The 16,503-nt window shown below is 36.0% G+C and carries 16 protein-coding genes; 5 read left to right on the forward strand and 11 right to left on the reverse strand.

All coding sequences use genetic code 11. The features are described 5' to 3' along the window. Positions 1–157: 157 nt before the first annotated feature. The 3 genes from DS745_RS19715 to DS745_RS19725 all read left to right on the forward strand — a co-directional run bounded on the left by DS745_RS19715 (position 158) and on the right by DS745_RS19725 (position 2,710). A complete protein-coding gene (locus tag DS745_RS19715) occupies positions 158–790 on the forward strand; it encodes a GNAT family N-acetyltransferase (RefSeq protein ID WP_129079920.1) in 633 nt (210 codons plus the stop codon). 100 nt (positions 791–890) lie between these two features. Beyond that, a complete protein-coding gene (locus tag DS745_RS19720; protein WP_129079921.1) occupies positions 891–1,535 on the forward strand; it encodes an acetoin utilization AcuB family protein in 645 nt (214 codons plus the stop codon). After that, positions 1,505–2,710, forward strand: a complete 1,206-nt coding sequence (locus DS745_RS19725; protein ID WP_129079922.1) for an acetoin utilization protein AcuC — start codon at positions 1,505–1,507, stop codon at positions 2,708–2,710. The genes DS745_RS19720 and DS745_RS19725 overlap by 31 nt, the downstream gene beginning before the upstream one ends. Before the next feature lie 99 nt (positions 2,711–2,809). Here the strand turns inward: DS745_RS19725 and DS745_RS19730 are convergent, their stop codons facing one another. The 6 genes from DS745_RS19730 to DS745_RS19755 form a co-directional block, all read right to left on the reverse strand. Continuing rightward, complete coding sequence (locus DS745_RS19730) at positions 2,810–3,505, reverse strand: 5'-methylthioadenosine/adenosylhomocysteine nucleosidase (RefSeq protein ID WP_129079923.1); 696 nt, start codon at positions 3,503–3,505, stop codon at positions 2,810–2,812. 95 nt (positions 3,506–3,600) lie between these two features. Next, on the reverse strand, positions 3,601–4,371 hold the full coding sequence (motS, locus tag DS745_RS19735; protein WP_129079924.1) for a flagellar motor protein MotS: 771 nt from the start codon (positions 4,369–4,371) through the stop codon (positions 3,601–3,603). Further along, positions 4,361–5,176 (reverse strand): flagellar motor protein MotP, encoded by an 816-nt coding sequence (gene motP / locus DS745_RS19740; protein ID WP_129079925.1) that lies wholly within the window; start codon positions 5,174–5,176, stop codon positions 4,361–4,363. The genes motS and motP overlap by 11 nt, the downstream gene beginning before the upstream one ends. A gap of 30 nt (positions 5,177–5,206) precedes the next feature. Then, on the reverse strand, positions 5,207–6,205 hold the full coding sequence (gene ccpA / locus DS745_RS19745; RefSeq protein WP_129079926.1) for a catabolite control protein A: 999 nt from the start codon (positions 6,203–6,205) through the stop codon (positions 5,207–5,209). A 221-nt stretch (positions 6,206–6,426) separates the two neighbouring features. Beyond that, positions 6,427–6,987 (reverse strand): hypothetical protein, encoded by a 561-nt coding sequence (locus DS745_RS19750; protein WP_129079927.1) that lies wholly within the window; start codon positions 6,985–6,987, stop codon positions 6,427–6,429. Positions 6,988–7,125: 138 nt separating this feature from the next. Beyond that, entirely contained in the window at positions 7,126–8,202 is a 1,077-nt protein-coding gene (locus DS745_RS19755) for a bifunctional 3-deoxy-7-phosphoheptulonate synthase/chorismate mutase (RefSeq protein WP_129079928.1), read from the reverse strand. A gap of 217 nt (positions 8,203–8,419) precedes the next feature. Between DS745_RS19755 and DS745_RS19760 the strand changes: the two genes are divergently transcribed. After that, a complete protein-coding gene (locus tag DS745_RS19760; protein WP_129079929.1) occupies positions 8,420–10,573 on the forward strand; it encodes a cell division protein FtsA in 2,154 nt (717 codons plus the stop codon). A 25-nt stretch (positions 10,574–10,598) separates the two neighbouring features. On the opposite strand, the gene ytxJ is transcribed toward DS745_RS19760, so the two are convergent. The 3 genes from ytxJ to DS745_RS19775 form a co-directional block, all read right to left on the reverse strand. Continuing rightward, entirely contained in the window at positions 10,599–10,925 is a 327-nt protein-coding gene (ytxJ, locus tag DS745_RS19765; protein WP_129079930.1) for a bacillithiol system redox-active protein YtxJ, read from the reverse strand. Between the two features lie 103 nt (positions 10,926–11,028). Beyond that, complete coding sequence (locus tag DS745_RS19770) at positions 11,029–11,496, reverse strand: YtxH domain-containing protein (protein ID WP_129079931.1); 468 nt, start codon at positions 11,494–11,496, stop codon at positions 11,029–11,031. A 91-nt stretch (positions 11,497–11,587) separates the two neighbouring features. Beyond that, on the reverse strand, positions 11,588–12,022 hold the full coding sequence (locus DS745_RS19775; RefSeq protein ID WP_129079932.1) for a DUF948 domain-containing protein: 435 nt from the start codon (positions 12,020–12,022) through the stop codon (positions 11,588–11,590). 263 nt (positions 12,023–12,285) lie between these two features. Here DS745_RS19775 and DS745_RS19780 point away from each other — a divergent pair, with 263 nt between their 5' ends. After that, positions 12,286–13,401 (forward strand): aminopeptidase, encoded by a 1,116-nt coding sequence (locus DS745_RS19780; protein ID WP_129079933.1) that lies wholly within the window; start codon positions 12,286–12,288, stop codon positions 13,399–13,401. Between the two features lie 457 nt (positions 13,402–13,858). Here the strand turns inward: DS745_RS19780 and DS745_RS19785 are convergent, their stop codons facing one another. After that, the gene (locus tag DS745_RS19785) at positions 13,859–14,833 is read right to left on the reverse strand and encodes an alpha/beta fold hydrolase (RefSeq protein ID WP_129079934.1); all 975 of its coding nucleotides are present in this window, start codon (positions 14,831–14,833) and stop codon (positions 13,859–13,861) included. 206 nt (positions 14,834–15,039) lie between these two features. After that, positions 15,040–16,338: a UDP-N-acetylmuramate--L-alanine ligase gene (gene murC / locus DS745_RS19790; protein WP_129079935.1), complete on the reverse strand. Its 1,299-nt coding sequence runs from the start codon at positions 16,336–16,338 to the stop codon at positions 15,040–15,042. Positions 16,339–16,503 lie beyond the last annotated feature (165 nt).

Consider the following 16,503-nt stretch of genomic DNA (forward strand, 5'->3'; position numbering starts at 1 on the left):
CAATATATTTATTGTAATATACTTATAGAATTTTCTCAATTGTTTAAATTATTTTAACTATTTATAAGTCAAATTCTCCAAAATGATAAAAAAATCCTTTTTTTCATGTATAATATAGTTAATTTCTATTATTCTTTATTTCTAAGGTGGTGCTTGAATGATACACAAAAAAACTTACAATGCACTAGAATTAAAAGCAGGACAACATACGCTAATTATTGAAGGACCTATCTCGGCAAAGGAACTTGCTTCCTATAAATTTCACGAAGGTTTAGTAGCCTTTAGACCAGCTCAAAAACAGTTTCATGCTCTACTAGGCATTGCCGATCTACCAGAAGGGCGAATTATCATTGCTAGAGACCATGACACCATCATCGGATATGCAACATTTATATATCCGGACGAATTAGAAAGATGGTCCGAAGCAAACATGGACAACTTGCTTGAATTAGGTGCCATTGAAGTTGCTGCACCTTATCGTGGGTGTAAGGTAGGTAAGAATATGCTCCGGGTCTCCATGATGGATGACGCTATGAACGATTATATAATCATTACAACAGAATATTACTGGCACTGGGATTTAAAAGGTACTGGTTTATCTGTTTGGGACTATCGTAAAGCTATGGAGAAAATGATGAATGCAGGCGGATTAGTCTGGTTTGCAACTGATGATCCTGAAATCTGTTCTCACCCGGCAAATTGTTTAATGGTCCGAATTGGAAATAGAATAGATCAGGACTCAATTCAAAGATTTGATAGGATTCGATTCCAAAATCGCTTTATGTACTAATAAATGAGCTGTAGAATTTGGTATTACCTCATGACTTAGCACTTCCCAGAAAAAATTCTACATAAAAAATCTTAATCCATGATAGGGGAGTGAATTCTAAATGATTGTTGAACAAATAATGAAACGAAATGTCATAAAGATATTAGATAGCTCTACCATTAATGAAGCACATGAACTAATGAATGCAAATCGCGTTCGCCATTTGCCAGTTGTCAATGAAACTGATGATCTAGTTGGAATAATTTCCGACCGGGATATTCGAGATGCCAGGTCATCTGTTTTTGATACAGAAGAACATCTTGATTATTTTGCAAACCCTGTTTCAAAGATTATGATAACAGATGTCATTACTGCACATCCTCTCGATTTCGTTGAAGATGTATCTTCTATGTTCTATGAACATAATATCGGTTGCTTGCCAATTGAAGAAGATGATAAATTAGTCGGAATCATTACAGAAACTGATATTTTACACACACTCGTACAACTAATGGGGGCTCATCAGCCTAGCTCGCAAATTGAAGTGCTAGTAGAGAATATTGCAGGAATGCTTGCGGAAATAGCTACAATTATTAAAAAACGCAATATAAACATCACAAGTGTTTTGGTATACCCAAGTCAAGACTTAGAAAAAAAAGTACTTGTTTTCAGACTACAGACGATGGATCCACGGGGGGTTATTTCTGATATAGAAAGGGAAGGCTATAAAGTCTTATGGCCAAACTTACCGGGGATGTCATTATGAAGAATGCCGCTTTTATTTATTCTGAAGAGCAGCAAACCTACAAATTCTCTAATGATCACCCCTTTAATCAAAAACGTCTCGATTTAACGTATGATTTACTTGGTAAATGTAATGCCTTAAAACCAGAAGACATTATTCCACCAAGATTAGCAACAGATGAAGAGCTATTACTTATTCACGATAAAGAATACGTAAACGCTGTCAAACTTGCAAGCAAAGGAGAATTAAGACCATCAATGGCTACAAGCTATGGTATTGGTACGGACGATACGCCAATGTTCCCTAACATGCATGAAGCAGCCGCTCTCCTTGTAGGAGGAACTTTAACTGCTGTTGATCTAGTCATGAGTGGCAGCTACTTACACGCCTGTAACCTTAGTGGAGGACTACATCACGGGTTTAAAGGTCGAGCTTCTGGATTTTGTATCTATAACGATAGTTCTATTGCCATTGAATATATGCGCAAAAAATATAATGCAAGAGTCCTTTATGTAGACACTGACGCCCACCACGGAGATGGTGTCCAATGGGCTTTTTACGATGATGATGACGTTTGTACCCTTTCCATCCACGAAACTGGTCGCTTCCTATTTCCTGGTACGGGTAACGTCAATGAACGCGGTAGTGGAAAGGGTTATGGGTATTCCATTAATGTTCCTGTAGATGCATTTACCGAGGATGAATCATGGATCCATGCTTACAAAACATCGTTAAGAGAGGTCGCTGATTTTTTCAAACCTGACGTAATACTTACCCAAAACGGAGTGGACTCACATTATTATGACCCACTAACACATCTTTGCTCAACGATGGAAATATATCGAGAGATCCCAAAGCTAGCCCATGAGATTGCCCACGAATATTGCGGTGGGAAATGGATTGCCGTTGGTGGTGGTGGATATGATATATGGAGAGTTGTCCCACGGGCTTGGTCCATGCTTTGGTTAGAGATGACAGACAATCAGATAGGCACTGGTTCTCTTCCGGGAGAATGGTTAAAAAGGTGGCAGAAAGATGCACCTGTTGAGTTACCAACAACTTGGGAAGATCCGTCACCTCTCTATCCAGAAATACCACGAAAAAAAGAGATTTCCGAAAAAAACTCACTTACCCTAGAAAAAGCTCTTTCACATCTTAGGAATGAGAAGGAGAAATTAAGGAAGAGAGAGGATTAACATGGTTATAAAAGAGTGAGGGATGGTTAAATTGCATGGAAAAGGTCATTATCATAGTCTTTTCAACCAAGACTACTGATAATGACCTACATTAATTTATTACATACCCGCTACCATAGAATGAACAATTGAGAAAGAACGTTCTGATGCTAACTTGGTAAATTCAGTGAAATTCACATCAGCTTCACCGTTAGCTTTATCCGACATAGAACGAATAATCACAAACGGAATATCGTTTAGCATCGCTACATGGGCAACCGAAGCCCCTTCCATCTCTACACACTTTCCTTCAAAGAGGTGTCCTAGTTCCTCGACTTTTTTATGGTCAGCAATAAATTGATCGCCGCTTAATATCCTACCTTTCACAGTTTTTACATCATCAAGATTTTTTGCCGCTTGTTCAGCTAACTTTATTAACTGCTCATCTGCTGGAAAATCTGATGAATAAGCAAACATCGGAACTTCACCCTTTTTAAACCCTAAGGCAGACGCATCTAAATCATGTTGAACAGCACTCGTAGAAATAACAATATCGCCAATATTTAGTTCTGGGTCAACTGCTCCAGCTACACCTGTAAATATAATCTTGTTCACTGCAAAAATGTCAACAAGTAATTGAGTAGTAATAGCTGCATTGACTTTTCCAACACCTGATTTACAAACTACTACTTGCTTACCTTCGAACGTTCCTACATAGAAAGTAATTGTTGCTTTTACTATTTCTTCTTGTATCTCAATGTTTTCCTTTAATCGTTTAATCTCTTCGTCCATTGCTCCAATAATCCCTATTTTCATTCAAGACACCCTTTCAATATTCAATACATTTCGTAGTCTTTACCATTGTACATTTTTGTCCAAAAAAAGAAAACCTAGGATAACCTCCTAGGTAATTAATATAGTTCACTTTCATTATAATTAGGGTCAGAAATAACTATGACAACACGGCGATTTTTTTGAAGGTTTTCAACCGTCGTATTTGGTACGACAGGCCTTGTATCGCCATATCCAACAGCTAGGAAACGATAAGGCTCAATTTCATTTTCTTCTATTAAATAACGAATAACACTACTTGCTCTTGCTCCTGATAATTCCCAATTAGATGGGTAACGAAATGTGCTAATTGGTCTACTATCCGTGTGTCCTTCTACTTTAACTAAGTTTGGAATTGTTTCTAGTAGGCTACCCACTTTTGCTAGGAACGGTTTAGCCCCTTCTAGAATTTGAGCTTCTCCAGTTTCAAATAGCGTACGCTCTTGCAAAACCAGTACCACTCCACGATCATCTCTTGAGGCTGAAATAACCTCGGTTAACTGGTTTTCTTGTAGGAACTGTTCAACTTCTTGAATTAGTAAATCTAGTTCATAATCATTATCTTTTTCTTTAGTTTTAAGGTCGCGAAAAGGATCATTCACATCATTAGATGGGTCTCTCTTTACATTCGTGTCCTCAGCTGGATTTTCAAAAGGTATTAATGACGGATAAAATTCAAAAATTGCTCTTTGTTGAAAAGATTCTGCAACTGCTCGAAACTTAGTTGCGTCTACAACTGACATGGAAAATAAAAGTATAAAGAATACTAGAATAAGAGTCATTAAATCGGAAAAGGTTACCATCCATTTCGGTGCACCCTTATCTTGTTTTTGTTGACGTCTACGCTCCATCCACGGCTGCTCCTTCCCCTTCAACTTCAAACTTATTCTTGCTAGTTTCAGGTAGGAAGGCACTTAATTTCTCTTCTAATATTTTCGGATTTTGGCCTGATTGAACGCCAATAACACCTTCAACGATGATTTGCTTGACAAAAACCTCTTCATCAGTTTTGTTTCCAAGTTTACTAGCCATAGGTATAAATACAAGATTTGCAAGTAAAGAACCATAAAGCGTTGTTAATAAAGCTATTGCCATATTAGGTCCTAATGTGGATGGGTCATTTAAATTTTGAAGCATTAACACTAAACCAACTAGTGTTCCAATCATACCCCAAGCGGGAGCATATTCCCCACACTTTTCGATAATTGCTCGGCCCTTACGGTGGCGCTCCTCCATCGCAACAACTTCTGCCATCATAATATCTTTAATAATCTCGGGTTCAATTCCGTCTACAGCGAGTAAAACACCTTTTTTGATAAAGGGATCTTCTACTTCTTCGAGTGTTGTTTCTAGTGCAAGTAATCCTTCTCTTCTTGCCTTTGTAGATAGCTCTACGAAAGTATTTATTAAGGTTGTTAAGTCCTGACGATCCTCATTAAATGCTTCTTTAAAGACCTTTGGGACTAGTTTAATCTCTTTCATCGAGAAATTGATTAAGAGAGCTGCTATTAATCCACCAAACACAACAAAAATAGAGGATAACTGTACAAAGTAAATCACACCACCAAAGGATCTACTAGTACTATAAATAGCAAACATAACCATGGTTAACCCTAAAAATATTCCGATTGGTGTCAACATGTCAAATCTTTTCATATTCCTCTCCCTAACTGAAACTCACTCTCTTTATTTGGTTGAATTTCTAAATTCAATTCTATGTGGAAGTAGTACAACTTCATCTGTTACTTCTTCCTTATTCATGTACTTCGTTAACAAACGCATAGAAACTGCACCTATATCATACATTGGTTGAACAACTGAAGTTAACGTCGGTCTAACCATGGCAGCTAATCTCGTATTGTCAAAGCCAATAACCTCTAAATCTTCTGGTACATGTAACCCACGATCTTGTGCACCGTGAATAATCCCAAGTGCCATTTCATCTGAACCAGCAAAGATTGCTGTCGGGCGTTCAGGAAACTCTAAGAACTTGTCCATTGCTTCAATACCAGAGTCGTACGTATAGTCTCCAATTACAACATTTTCCTCATGGAATGGGCTCGCAAATTCTTCAATCGCCCTTCTATAGCCTACAAACTTTTGGTATCCATTTATTGGATCTTCAAGGGAACCTGTAAGTAAGCCAATTCGCTTGTGACCTTTCTCGATCAAAAATTTCACTGCATCATAAGCAGCTTGCTCATAGTTAATGTTTACAGACGGAAATTCTTTTTTTGCATCTACTGTTGCTGATAATACAATCGGTACTGGTGAACGCTTAAACTCTTCTACGTGGTCTTCAGTAATCTCTCCACCCATGAATACAATCCCATCTACCTGTTTTTCTAATAACGTGTTGATAAGGTGAATTTCTTTTTCTTTGTTTTGATCAGAATTACATAAAATGATGTTGTATTTATACATAGTGGCAATATCTTCAATTCCCCTTGCTAGCTCTGCAAAGAAAATACTTGAGATATCGGGAATAATTACTCCTACTGTTGTTGTGCGTTTACTAGCCAAACCACGCGCTACAGCATTAGGGCGGTAACCTAATTTTTCAATTGCTTCTAAGACCTTTTTTCTTGTCGTCGGTTTTACATTTGGATTCCCGTTCACTACACGGGATACAGTTGCCATTGAAACCCCTGCTTCTCTTGCTACATCATAAATTGTCGTATTCACGTAAAAAAGCCTCCTCTATAATATCCATAAAATGGTTTTCATGTTTTCAAGAATTTAACCTTATCATACGATACATTTAGGAGGTCTTCAATCCTTTACATTACTTATATCGACAAAAAAGATAAATGTTTTAAGAATTTCATATTTTTTGTCGGATTTTTCTCCTAAATTTATTTTTACTTTTCAACGACTATGTATGAAAGAAGCTAAGGAGATCAACCTTAGTTATACAAAACAGTTTTTTGAACAATCTTCGGATTTTCTCCAAGACCGTCTTTCATAACCGTATACTGAATTCGCGTATTAGGGTCTGTTTTTACATTCATTTCTACTACACTTTGAACAGTGGTATGTTGAATAACCTTAATTGAGTCACGGTCAGCATCATGAATACTGAACCATTCAATGTCATCATTAGACACAGCTAAATACTCATAGTCGCGACTTTTACTTAAATCGCTCAACTTACGTGACATCGTATCAGCAAGTTCATTTGATAAATACGTTTGATAATACAAAAAAAGATCATGTTTTGTTTTAATTGGATTTGAAAATATTTTTATTCCATCATCATTCATTGTGGCGTCTTCAATCGGCTTTCTCATCATGATTTCAGCTTCATATAAAAAAGAAATAAGTTGCTCATATTCATAGTCATTAATGACTGGAGCAGTATACTGAGAATACTCAAGTGGTGTATCCATTTGACCTTGAAAATTTCCTACATTACAACTACTACAGATAAATAGTACTAGAACTACCATTGTAAATATACCCTTCATTATTTTCCAACTCCTACCCATTTTTTGTTAGGATATCTCGTTGGATGGTGAACTATTCTTTTTTACGCGAGAACTTAAGCAATCAATATATGAAAAGTGGCTTAGAACCTCTAAGCCACTTTTCCATAGTGTATTATCTTATAACTTATACAATCCTGATTCTCTAAGACCACCCATAAATTTACTAAATTGTTCGAAATCCATTTGCTGTGCAGAATCTGATAAAGCTACTGCTGGGTCAGGGTGAACCTCTGTCATAACCGCATCAGCACCAATTGCTAAAGCAGCCTTAGCAGTAGGTAGGAGTAAATCCCTTCTACCTGTAGAGTGCGTTACATCAACTACTACAGGTAAATGTGTTTCCTGTTTTAAGATCGGCACTGCTGAAATATCTAATGTATTACGCGTAGCTTTTTCGTAAGTACGAATACCTCGTTCGCAAAGAATGATGTTTCCGTTCCCTTTTGAAATAATATATTCAGCTGCATTAATAAACTCTTCTATTGTTGCTGCTAACCCACGCTTTAATAACACAGGCTTATTTACAGAACCTGCTGCTTTAAGTAGTTCAAAGTTTTGCATATTTCTTGCACCTATTTGAATGACATCAAGATACTCAACAGCTGCTTCTATATCCTTGGGATCAACAATCTCGCTAATTACAGCCATATCGTATTCATCCGCTACACGTTTAAGGATCTGTAGTCCTTCTAATCCAAGTCCTTGGAAATCATAAGGAGAAGTTCTTGGCTTGAATGCTCCGCCTCGTAATATCTTCACGCCTTGTGCTTTAAGAACCTTTGCAACACTTGCTACCTGCTCGTAACTCTCAACAGAGCATGGCCCAGCTATTAAGCGTTGTATACCATCACCAATTGCTTCACCTTTAATATTTACAATTGTATCTTCAGGATGTTTTTTCCTAGATACTAGAAGCGCTTTACGATTGTCGTCTTCTTGAAGTTCCAAACTCGCCTTAAAGATCTGCTTGAATAAATGCAATAAAGTAGACGTTTCAAAAGGCCCTTCATTATTTACTGAAATTAAATCTAACATCTTGCGTTCGCGGACTGGATCAAAGCGGTTAACACCTTGGGCACTTTTAACTTTACCAATTTCTTGAACCAACTTTGCTCTTTCGTTAATTGTATCTAATAACTTAAGGTTCACCTCATCTAACTTACTTCTCAGCTCTTCTAACTGTTCATTACCCATTCCTACTCCACTCCTCGTTTAGTTATTTAAAAGTTTCTCAAAGTATGGTACATTTCTTATAAGTTAGGGATTATTATAAACGATTATACAAGTCTTGTCACCAATTTTTTCTTTAATAATTAAACGCTTTTAAGTGTTAAAGTGATAACAACTTTGTTTGAATGCATTTTTTCAATAAAAATCAATTAAATTACCTAGATAAAGAAGGTGAGTAATTATGGAATCATCACCAATTTTCGGACTAGACATTGGAACACGTTCAGTTGTTGGTTTGCTTTTAAAAGATAGTGACGATGGTTACGAGATCATTGATATCGAGATCCAAGAACATGATGAGCGTTCAATGGTTGACGGTCAAATACATAATGTGATGGCTGTAACAAAAGTCATTACTACCATCAAAGAAAAACTTGAACAAAAACATGGGCCACTCCGAAAGGTTTGCGTAGCTGCTGCTGGGCGGTCATTGAAAACCAAACGTGCAAAAGTCGAAGTAGATATTACAAAAAAGCCAATGTTTGAACGAAAAGATATCTTACACCTTGAACTGAGTGCCGTACAAAAAGCACAATATGAAATTGCATTAGAACAAGAAGATCATCACAGTATCAACTACTACTGTGTTGGTTATTCAGTGCTATCTTACCAACTTGATGGTGAAGAAATTGGTAGTCTTGTAGATCAAAGCGGGTATGTTGCATCTGCTGAAGTTATTGCAACTTTCTTACCTAAAGTCGTTGTCGAGTCTTTACTTGCTGCACTTACCCGTTCTGGTTTAGAATTAGAAGCTTTGACACTAGAGCCAATTGCAGCTATTAACGTTTTAATTCCTCCTTCGATGCGTCGGCTAAATGTAGCGCTAGTGGATATTGGAGCAGGGACATCGGATATTGCGATTACCGATTTAGGAACAGTAACTGCCTACGGCATGGTACCCGTTGCAGGTGATGAGATTACTGAGGCCATTAGTGATCAATTTTTACTCGATTTTCCTGAGGCTGAGTTAGTTAAAAGACAGTTAACTACACACGAAGAAGTTATTATAACTGATATTTTAGGGTTCGAGACCAGTTATTCAAGAGAAGATATTATTCAACCTATCTCCGGTGCCATTGAAAATCTAGCTCATAGTATTACATCTGAGATACTAAACTTAAATAAGAAACCACCTAAAGCAGTTATGTTAGTTGGTGGCGGTTCAATGACACCAAATTTAGCGAAAGAAATTGCTAAATCACTTCAACTACCTGAGAATAGGGTAGCAATAAGGGGTATTGATGCAATAAAATCTTTATCTATTCCCCCTTCAATTCCTGCTGGTCCAGAACTAGTCACACCAATTGGAATAGCAATTGCAGCTAAAGAAAGTCCAGTTGAATACGTTAGTGTAAGAGTAAATGAACAGACAATCCGACTGTTTGATATCAAACAGTTAACAGTGGGTGATGGACTAATAGCTGCTGGAGTAGAGTTATCGAAGTTATATGGAAAGCCAGGGATGGCAATTATGGTAACTGTAAATGGTCGGCTCATTTCTATTCCCGGAGAACATGGACAACCTCCTATACTTGAAAGAAATGGTGAGGCTTGTAACTTAGATACACCACTTAAAGAAGGTGATGCTATTTTTGTCCAAGCTGGTGCTCATGGTAAAAGTGCCGTTGCTACAGTAGGCGATGTTTTAGAAGCTCTTCCTTCTTCCACTGTTACTATTAACGGTAAGAGCTATCAAGTAGCTGCAAAAATAATAAAGAATGGGAACACCACAACTTTAGAAGATGCAATTAAAGATCGTGATGTTATTGATATGAAGCATTCTTATACAATTGAGGAGATCCTCCCTACACTTCACCTTTACGACCTTAGTCAAAGCCTTAAACCATTTGTGGTTTTTCTTAACAAAAAGAAAATTTCCATATTGCTTGAGGATCTCATTACAAAAAATGGAGTCAAAGCACATCCAAATACATGGGTACAAAATGGAGATGTCATAAATATTAAAGGGATTGAGAAACATCCTCTAACCGTAGAGACTCTTCTTACCCATCAAGAAATTCCGGCTTTACATGAGATCACCGTGTTCTTTAATGGTCAGCAAGTAAAAATAACAAAACCATTAGTCGAGGTAAACCGTCAAGGACAAACGTTAGAATTACATTCACAAATACTTCCTAGTGACCAAATAACTGTCACTGTAAAGGCAAAAGATCCTTTTATCTTTCAAGATGTCTTTCGTTTTGTAGAATTTAATTTATCAGCTCAAGAAAGCAAGACATTATCCATCTTAAGAAACGAAAATAATGCCTCGTTTTCAACCCCTATTCATACAGGAGATCAACTTGAAATTAAATGGACAGAAAAAAAAAGCTAGGTACCTAGCTTTTTTTTCTGTCCATTTATTGATGATAATTGTTTTTCAAGTTTTTATAAGTAATATCCCAATGAGATGCATTCCATGTCACACTATTATCTTTAAAAAGAAGAACTTGTGGACTTTCATGTTTTACAGAAAATTTTTCAGCAATCTCATTTGAGAACGGCCTCGCTTCTTGAACATTAAGGAAATAAATGGTTTCTTCTAATTCATTAGCGAGTTTCTCGTACTGACGATATGCTTCATGGCTAATTGGACATGTCGTGCTATTTTTTAAAAATAATAAGGTATCTTTTTCAGAAAGCAATTGCTCTAACTCTTCAAATGTAGACAGCTTTTGTAATGGCATGTTTTAACCCCTTTTATTTATGTTTTGCTTCATACATAAAGGCTTTCCCTAATTTTTAGAGAAAGCCTTTATGCAATCTTCCCGTAATCCTAATCAAAGTTTTTTATGCTCTGGTAGGGATAACTTCCTCTTCACTAATTTCTTCTTCTACGACAGCATCATGTAATTCTGCTACTTCTTTTTTCACAGTGTTAGCAATCTCAATTCCAGCCTCTTCAAAATCTGTAGTTAACTCATCAGCTGATTGACTTAACTCTTCTACGTCTTTTTTTACGCTCTCTGTTAATTCTTTTACACGACCTATTAATTGTGAAGATTGCTCAGATACTGTTTTAGCAATGGTTGAAGATTTTTCCTTAGCAATATTTGCATATTGCGAACTCTTTTCTATAGCCGTTTGTGTTAATCCTGAAGTTTTCTCTTTTGCTGTAAGAGCTTGCTGATTTAAATCTTCTCTTAGTTCTTTTCCAGACTTAGGGGCTAGTAGTAGAGCAGAAGCAGCTCCCACAATACCACCTACTAATGCACCAATAACGAAATCTTTTGTGTTCATATTATTATCATTACTCATTGTTTTCTTCCTCCCTTATTTAACATTATTTATTCAAAATATAGGCAAAACGTGTAAGTACATTAAAAAAATGCCTAATTTTAGTAGCAATTTACATCTGTTTTGATTGTTCTGTCGCTTTTTTAGCTTTCCATTTCGAATATAAGTCGATTAAAACATTTCCCCATTGAACTGTTTGGGCAATATTATCACTTTGTTGCTCGGTAGTTCTAGCAACTGAGTCAGATACTTTGCGTATCGATTGATTTAAACCATTTAGTGAACCACCAAGGTCTTTTACAGAATGAAAAACACTATTTAATGATTTAGATTTTTCCTGTATATCATCAGCTAATTGATTGGTTTTATGAAGTAGTTCTGTCGTTTCACGTGTAAGCCCGTCCATTTGTTTATTTAACCCTTCCATCGTATTCGCAACATTAAGTAATGTTTTTTGAACTGCCGTTAAGGTTCTCGCAATATAAATAACCAAAACAGTAAAGGCTATTGCTACTAAAGCAATACTTAAATACAAAATAATTTCCATTCTTTTTTACACCCCTTGAAGTAATACTTTCCATAATGAAGCTTTACCCTAAATCCAAAAAAATCAAACAAGATTAAAGTTTCTACGTACTAATTTATTCTATAAAAATATCCAATTATATTTTATCACTCCTATACCTATTCTACAAAATGTCCTAAGTTCCTCTTAATTTATTTCTTAAATTATTTTGAAGAAATTAGACGTAGGAACGTTTAAAGGGTAAAATATTTTTATAATCGAATTATTTATTTTGGAGGTGCCTTATGAGAGACCCAAGAATTCAAATCTTAGCAAAAAACTTAATTAATTACTCCGTAAGACTACAAAAAGGAGAAAACGTTTTAATTGAAAATTTCGGTCTTCAAAAAGAACTTGTTAAAGCTTTAATCGAAGAAGCATATAAAGCGGGAGGAAACCCTTTTGTTTCTCTTAAAGATCACGAAGTTGATCGTGCTCTCTTGCTCAATGCAAACGAAGAGCAACTAAGCAGTGTTGCCGAATTTGAAGCAAATGTAATGAAAAAAATGGATGCCTATATTGGCCTACGAGCTGGAGATAATATTAGTGAATTATCCGATGTTCCTTCTGATAAAATGGCACTTCACGGCAAAACAGTAGGGACAAAAGTACATAGAGAAATACGCGTTCCAAAAACAAAGTGGGTTGTTCTTCGTTATCCAAGTGCATCTATGGCACAACTTGCAAGCATGAGTACTGAAGCATTTGAGAACTTCTACTTCGATGTTTGTAATTTAGACTATGGAAAAATGGATAAAGCTATGAATTCATTAGTAAACCTAATGAACAAAACTGATAAGGTTCGGATTACAGGGGAAGGGACGGACTTAACCTTCTCTATTAAAGATATTCCCGCTATTAAATGTGCAGGGGAAATGAACATTCCAGATGGAGAAGTATATACTGCACCTGTTAAGAACTCAGTAAACGGAACAATTACCTATAACACACCTTCACCATATCAAGGTTTCACATTTGAGAATATTAAATTAACATTTAAAGATGGTAAAATAGTCGAAGCAACTGCAAATGATACGGAACGTTTGAACAAGATCTTTGACACCGACGCTGGTGCTCGATATATAGGGGAGTTTGCCATCGGCGTAAACCCATTTATTCAACACCCAATGAAAGACATCTTATTTGATGAGAAAATAGATGGAAGCTTTCACTTCACGCCAGGTCAATGTTACGATGATGCGTTCAACGACAACCATTCCTCCATTCATTGGGATATTGTAAACATTCAACGCCCTGAGTACGGGGGCGGTGAAATGTATTTCGATGATGTGTTAATTCGTAAAGATGGCAGATTTGTGATTGAAGAATTACAAGGGTTAAATCCTGAAAATCTTAAATAAAAATAAAAGGCTCTTTTCGTATACATTGTGGCTTTTCTATCCTAAAATTATCGGAAAAATACCCTAGATGAAGATATCAGCCAATAAATTATGTAAGAAAAGAGCATTTCTTACTAAATTAGTGGTGAATTCTTAGTAATTTGTTTAAAAATCCGGCTTTTGGGATTTTTACGAAAGCAACAAACTTTGCGAAAACAGCCAAATAAAAGGCTCTTTTCGTATACATTGTGGCTTTTCTATCCTAAAATTATCGGAAAAATATCCTAGATGAAGATATCAGCCAATAAATTATGTAAGAAAAGAGCATTTCTTACTAAATTAGTGGTGAATTCTTAGTAATTTGTGTAAAAATCCGGCTTTTGGGATTTTTACGAAAGCAACAAACTTTGCGAAAACAGCCAAATAAAAAGATGCAAGAGAAGCCGAGCTTCCTTGCATCTTTTTATAATATTTTCCTTTAAACAACTATACACTGTTCTTTCTTTATCTCGATACAAACATAGTTAAACTTATTCGTTTCTTCATAATTTAACAAATGTCCTGATTTCTCAAACCAAATTAGTTCCTTATAAGGACATTGTAATTTATCATAATATCTTTCTGCTAACGAAAATGGAGTTTGATAATCGTGTTTCCCAGTCAATAGATAGACAGGTACTTGTAATTCAGTCGCAGTTGTGAGAAAGTCAATTTCAAGCATTTGATCCCAAAGTGCATGTAAAGACGATTTACCAGCCTTCATATAATTCATCCAATCACGAAATGTATATTCCTTTGCAAAAATCATATTAGAATAAATTAGGTTATACATACTGACATTAATATAAGAGCCACCAAATTCTGTTAGCCATTTCCTTTGGATATCCAACGTTTTCAAGTCATTTATATCATAGTTTGCTAGCTGCTTTATGGCCTTCTTTTTGTTTAATTCCTGAGCTTTTCTAATTGTATATTCATAGGAGATCTTCTCTCCTTCTTTCATATTTACTACTTGCCCAATACCTATATAACTATATAATAATTCTGGTGATTTCTGTGAAACAAGTATTCCTAATACGGTCCCCCATGAGTGTCCAACTAAAAATAACTTTGGTTGCTTAAATTTTTCCAGTAAGTAGGTAATTAGCTCAATCGTATCTGAGACAAACTGCTCGATTAAAAGGTCTTCTTTCTTTAATTCCGTAGAGTATGATAAACCAGATCCACGTTGATCCCAGTTGACTACCGTAAATTCCTTCTCAAGTTCACCTTGAAATTTAGGAGCAAAGCCAATCTGTGCTGTTCCAGGGCCACCGTGTAGAAAAAGCATAATGGGATTATGGATATCTTCGCCTCTAATTAAAATAGTTTGCTTAACTTTTCCAATTTCTACTTCTTCAAGCACAGCTATCCCTAAGTCACTATTCATTTTTCGTGTTTTTCTAGCAAACATAGTATCCCACCTTTTATCAATACAGTACTTTCATAGGAAAATGTTACCACACAATGAAATGAGAGCAAATATAATTTTTTACATCCTATTTTTATACTTCTTTAAAGCAAATAAGACCTACTTTTTTTCTCTAGTTGCCTAATCTGTTAGAAAAACTTAATCCATTCATTCGTCAAGGTAAAATAAAAAGGATGACCGAGGTCATCCTATGGTAATTTCCCTTCATACGCTTGTTGAAACTTCTGGATGTCACCGGCACCCATAAATAACAACACACCTGAGTGGTGTTGCTTAAGTTGGTCAATTGTATCTTCATGAATTAACTTTGCATTCGGAATTAGGCTTCGTAGATCTTCGATCGTTAGCGCTCCTCCATTTTCCCTTGCGGAAGCAAAGATATCACATAAATAGACTTGATCAGCCTTACTTAAACTAACTGCAAACTCCTCTAAGAAAGCTTTTGTTCTTGTAAACGTATGTGGCTGAAAGATGGCGACAACTTCTCTAAGCGGATACTTTTGCTTCGTAGCTTCAATTGTTGCAGAAATTTCAGTTGGATGATGTGCATAATCATCAATAATTACTTGATCGCCAATAAACTTTTCACTAAAACGTCTTTTAACACCCGGGAAAGTTTGAAGTTGATCAGCAATGATTTGTGTAGGTACATCTTCATAATGACATAAAGCAATAACTGCTAGCGCATTTTTAACATTATGCCCACCATATCCAGGTATTGTAAAAGTGCCATAAAAAGTATTGCGAACAAATACATCAAAAGTTGTTCCGGCCGGCGTAACTTGAATATTCGTCCCATGGAAATCATTATGATCTTCTAATCCATAAAAAACTACAGGTACTTGTGCTTGAATACTTTGTAAATGTTCATCATCCCCACAAGCAATGATCGCTTTTTTTACTTGCATGGCCATTTCTTGAAAAGCAGAATATACGTCATTCACATCAGAGAAATAATCAGGATGATCAAAATCAATGTTCGTCATAATCGCATAGTCTGGCTTATAATTTAAAAAATGACGACGATATTCACAAGCTTCGAATACAAAGTACTCACTGTCTACTTCACCTTTCCCAGTACCATCACCAATTAAAAACGATGTAGGCTTTGCTGCACCTAAGACATGAGATAAAAGCCCTGTTGTCGACGTTTTTCCGTGTGAACCTGTTACTGCAATACTAGTAAAGTTTTGAATAAACTGACCCAAAAATAACGGATATTTATGCACATCCATTGATCTTTGAAGTGCTTCAGAAATTTCTTCATGATCTTCACTATAAGCAGGTGAAGCAATCAATGTTTGGCCTTCCTGAATATTTCCTCTGTGAAACGGTAGGATTTCAATACCTTTCGCTTCTAAAGGCTTTTGTGTAAAAAAAGTTTTATCGACATCTGAACCTTGTACTTTAAATTTCATGTCATGTAGTACCTGAGCTAGAGCACTCATTCCAGACCCTTTAATTCCAATAAAATGGTAGATTGTCATACGTTGGACCTCCACACTTCTGTATTAACCTATTTATTGTTGCTATGCATCCAAACATTTAGTAACGTATTCGTATTCGTTCTTTTGAATAAACGTGAAATACAACCTCAATTAAGTATATGCCTAATATGTATAAATGTTATTTTTTCGAACACATTCTGAAAT

The organism is Anaerobacillus alkaliphilus (assembly GCF_004116265.1).
In the GTDB taxonomy this organism is placed as follows: Bacteria; Bacillota; Bacilli; order Bacillales; family Anaerobacillaceae; genus Anaerobacillus; species Anaerobacillus alkaliphilus.

Bases quoted from the DNA above. Each gene is read 5' to 3' on its own strand.
- motP (WP_129079925.1), bottom strand. From the start codon at position 5,176: ATGAAAAGATTTGACATGTTGACACCAATCGGAATATTTTTAGGGTTA.
- DS745_RS19715 (WP_129079920.1), top strand. From the start codon at position 158: ATGATACACAAAAAAACTTACAATGCACTAGAATTAAAAGCAGGACAA.
- DS745_RS19760 (WP_129079929.1), top strand. From the start codon at position 8,420: ATGGAATCATCACCAATTTTCGGACTAGACATTGGAACACGTTCAGTT.
- DS745_RS19750 (WP_129079927.1), bottom strand. From the start codon at position 6,987: ATGAAGGGTATATTTACAATGGTAGTTCTAGTACTATTTATCTGTAGT.
- murC (WP_129079935.1), bottom strand. From the start codon at position 16,338: ATGACAATCTACCATTTTATTGGAATTAAAGGGTCTGGAATGAGTGCT.
- DS745_RS19755 (WP_129079928.1), bottom strand. From the start codon at position 8,202: ATGGGTAATGAACAGTTAGAAGAGCTGAGAAGTAAGTTAGATGAGGTG.
- DS745_RS19780 (WP_129079933.1), top strand. From the start codon at position 12,286: ATGAGAGACCCAAGAATTCAAATCTTAGCAAAAAACTTAATTAATTAC.
- DS745_RS19770 (WP_129079931.1), bottom strand. From the start codon at position 11,496: ATGAGTAATGATAATAATATGAACACAAAAGATTTCGTTATTGGTGCA.
- DS745_RS19785 (WP_129079934.1), bottom strand. From the start codon at position 14,833: ATGTTTGCTAGAAAAACACGAAAAATGAATAGTGACTTAGGGATAGCT.
- DS745_RS19720 (WP_129079921.1), top strand. From the start codon at position 891: ATGATTGTTGAACAAATAATGAAACGAAATGTCATAAAGATATTAGAT.
- motS (WP_129079924.1), bottom strand. From the start codon at position 4,371: ATGGAGCGTAGACGTCAACAAAAACAAGATAAGGGTGCACCGAAATGG.
- DS745_RS19775 (WP_129079932.1), bottom strand. From the start codon at position 12,022: ATGGAAATTATTTTGTATTTAAGTATTGCTTTAGTAGCAATAGCCTTT.
- DS745_RS19725 (WP_129079922.1), top strand. From the start codon at position 1,505: ATGGCCAAACTTACCGGGGATGTCATTATGAAGAATGCCGCTTTTATT.
- ytxJ (WP_129079930.1), bottom strand. From the start codon at position 10,925: ATGCCATTACAAAAGCTGTCTACATTTGAAGAGTTAGAGCAATTGCTT.
- DS745_RS19730 (WP_129079923.1), bottom strand. From the start codon at position 3,505: ATGAAAATAGGGATTATTGGAGCAATGGACGAAGAGATTAAACGATTA.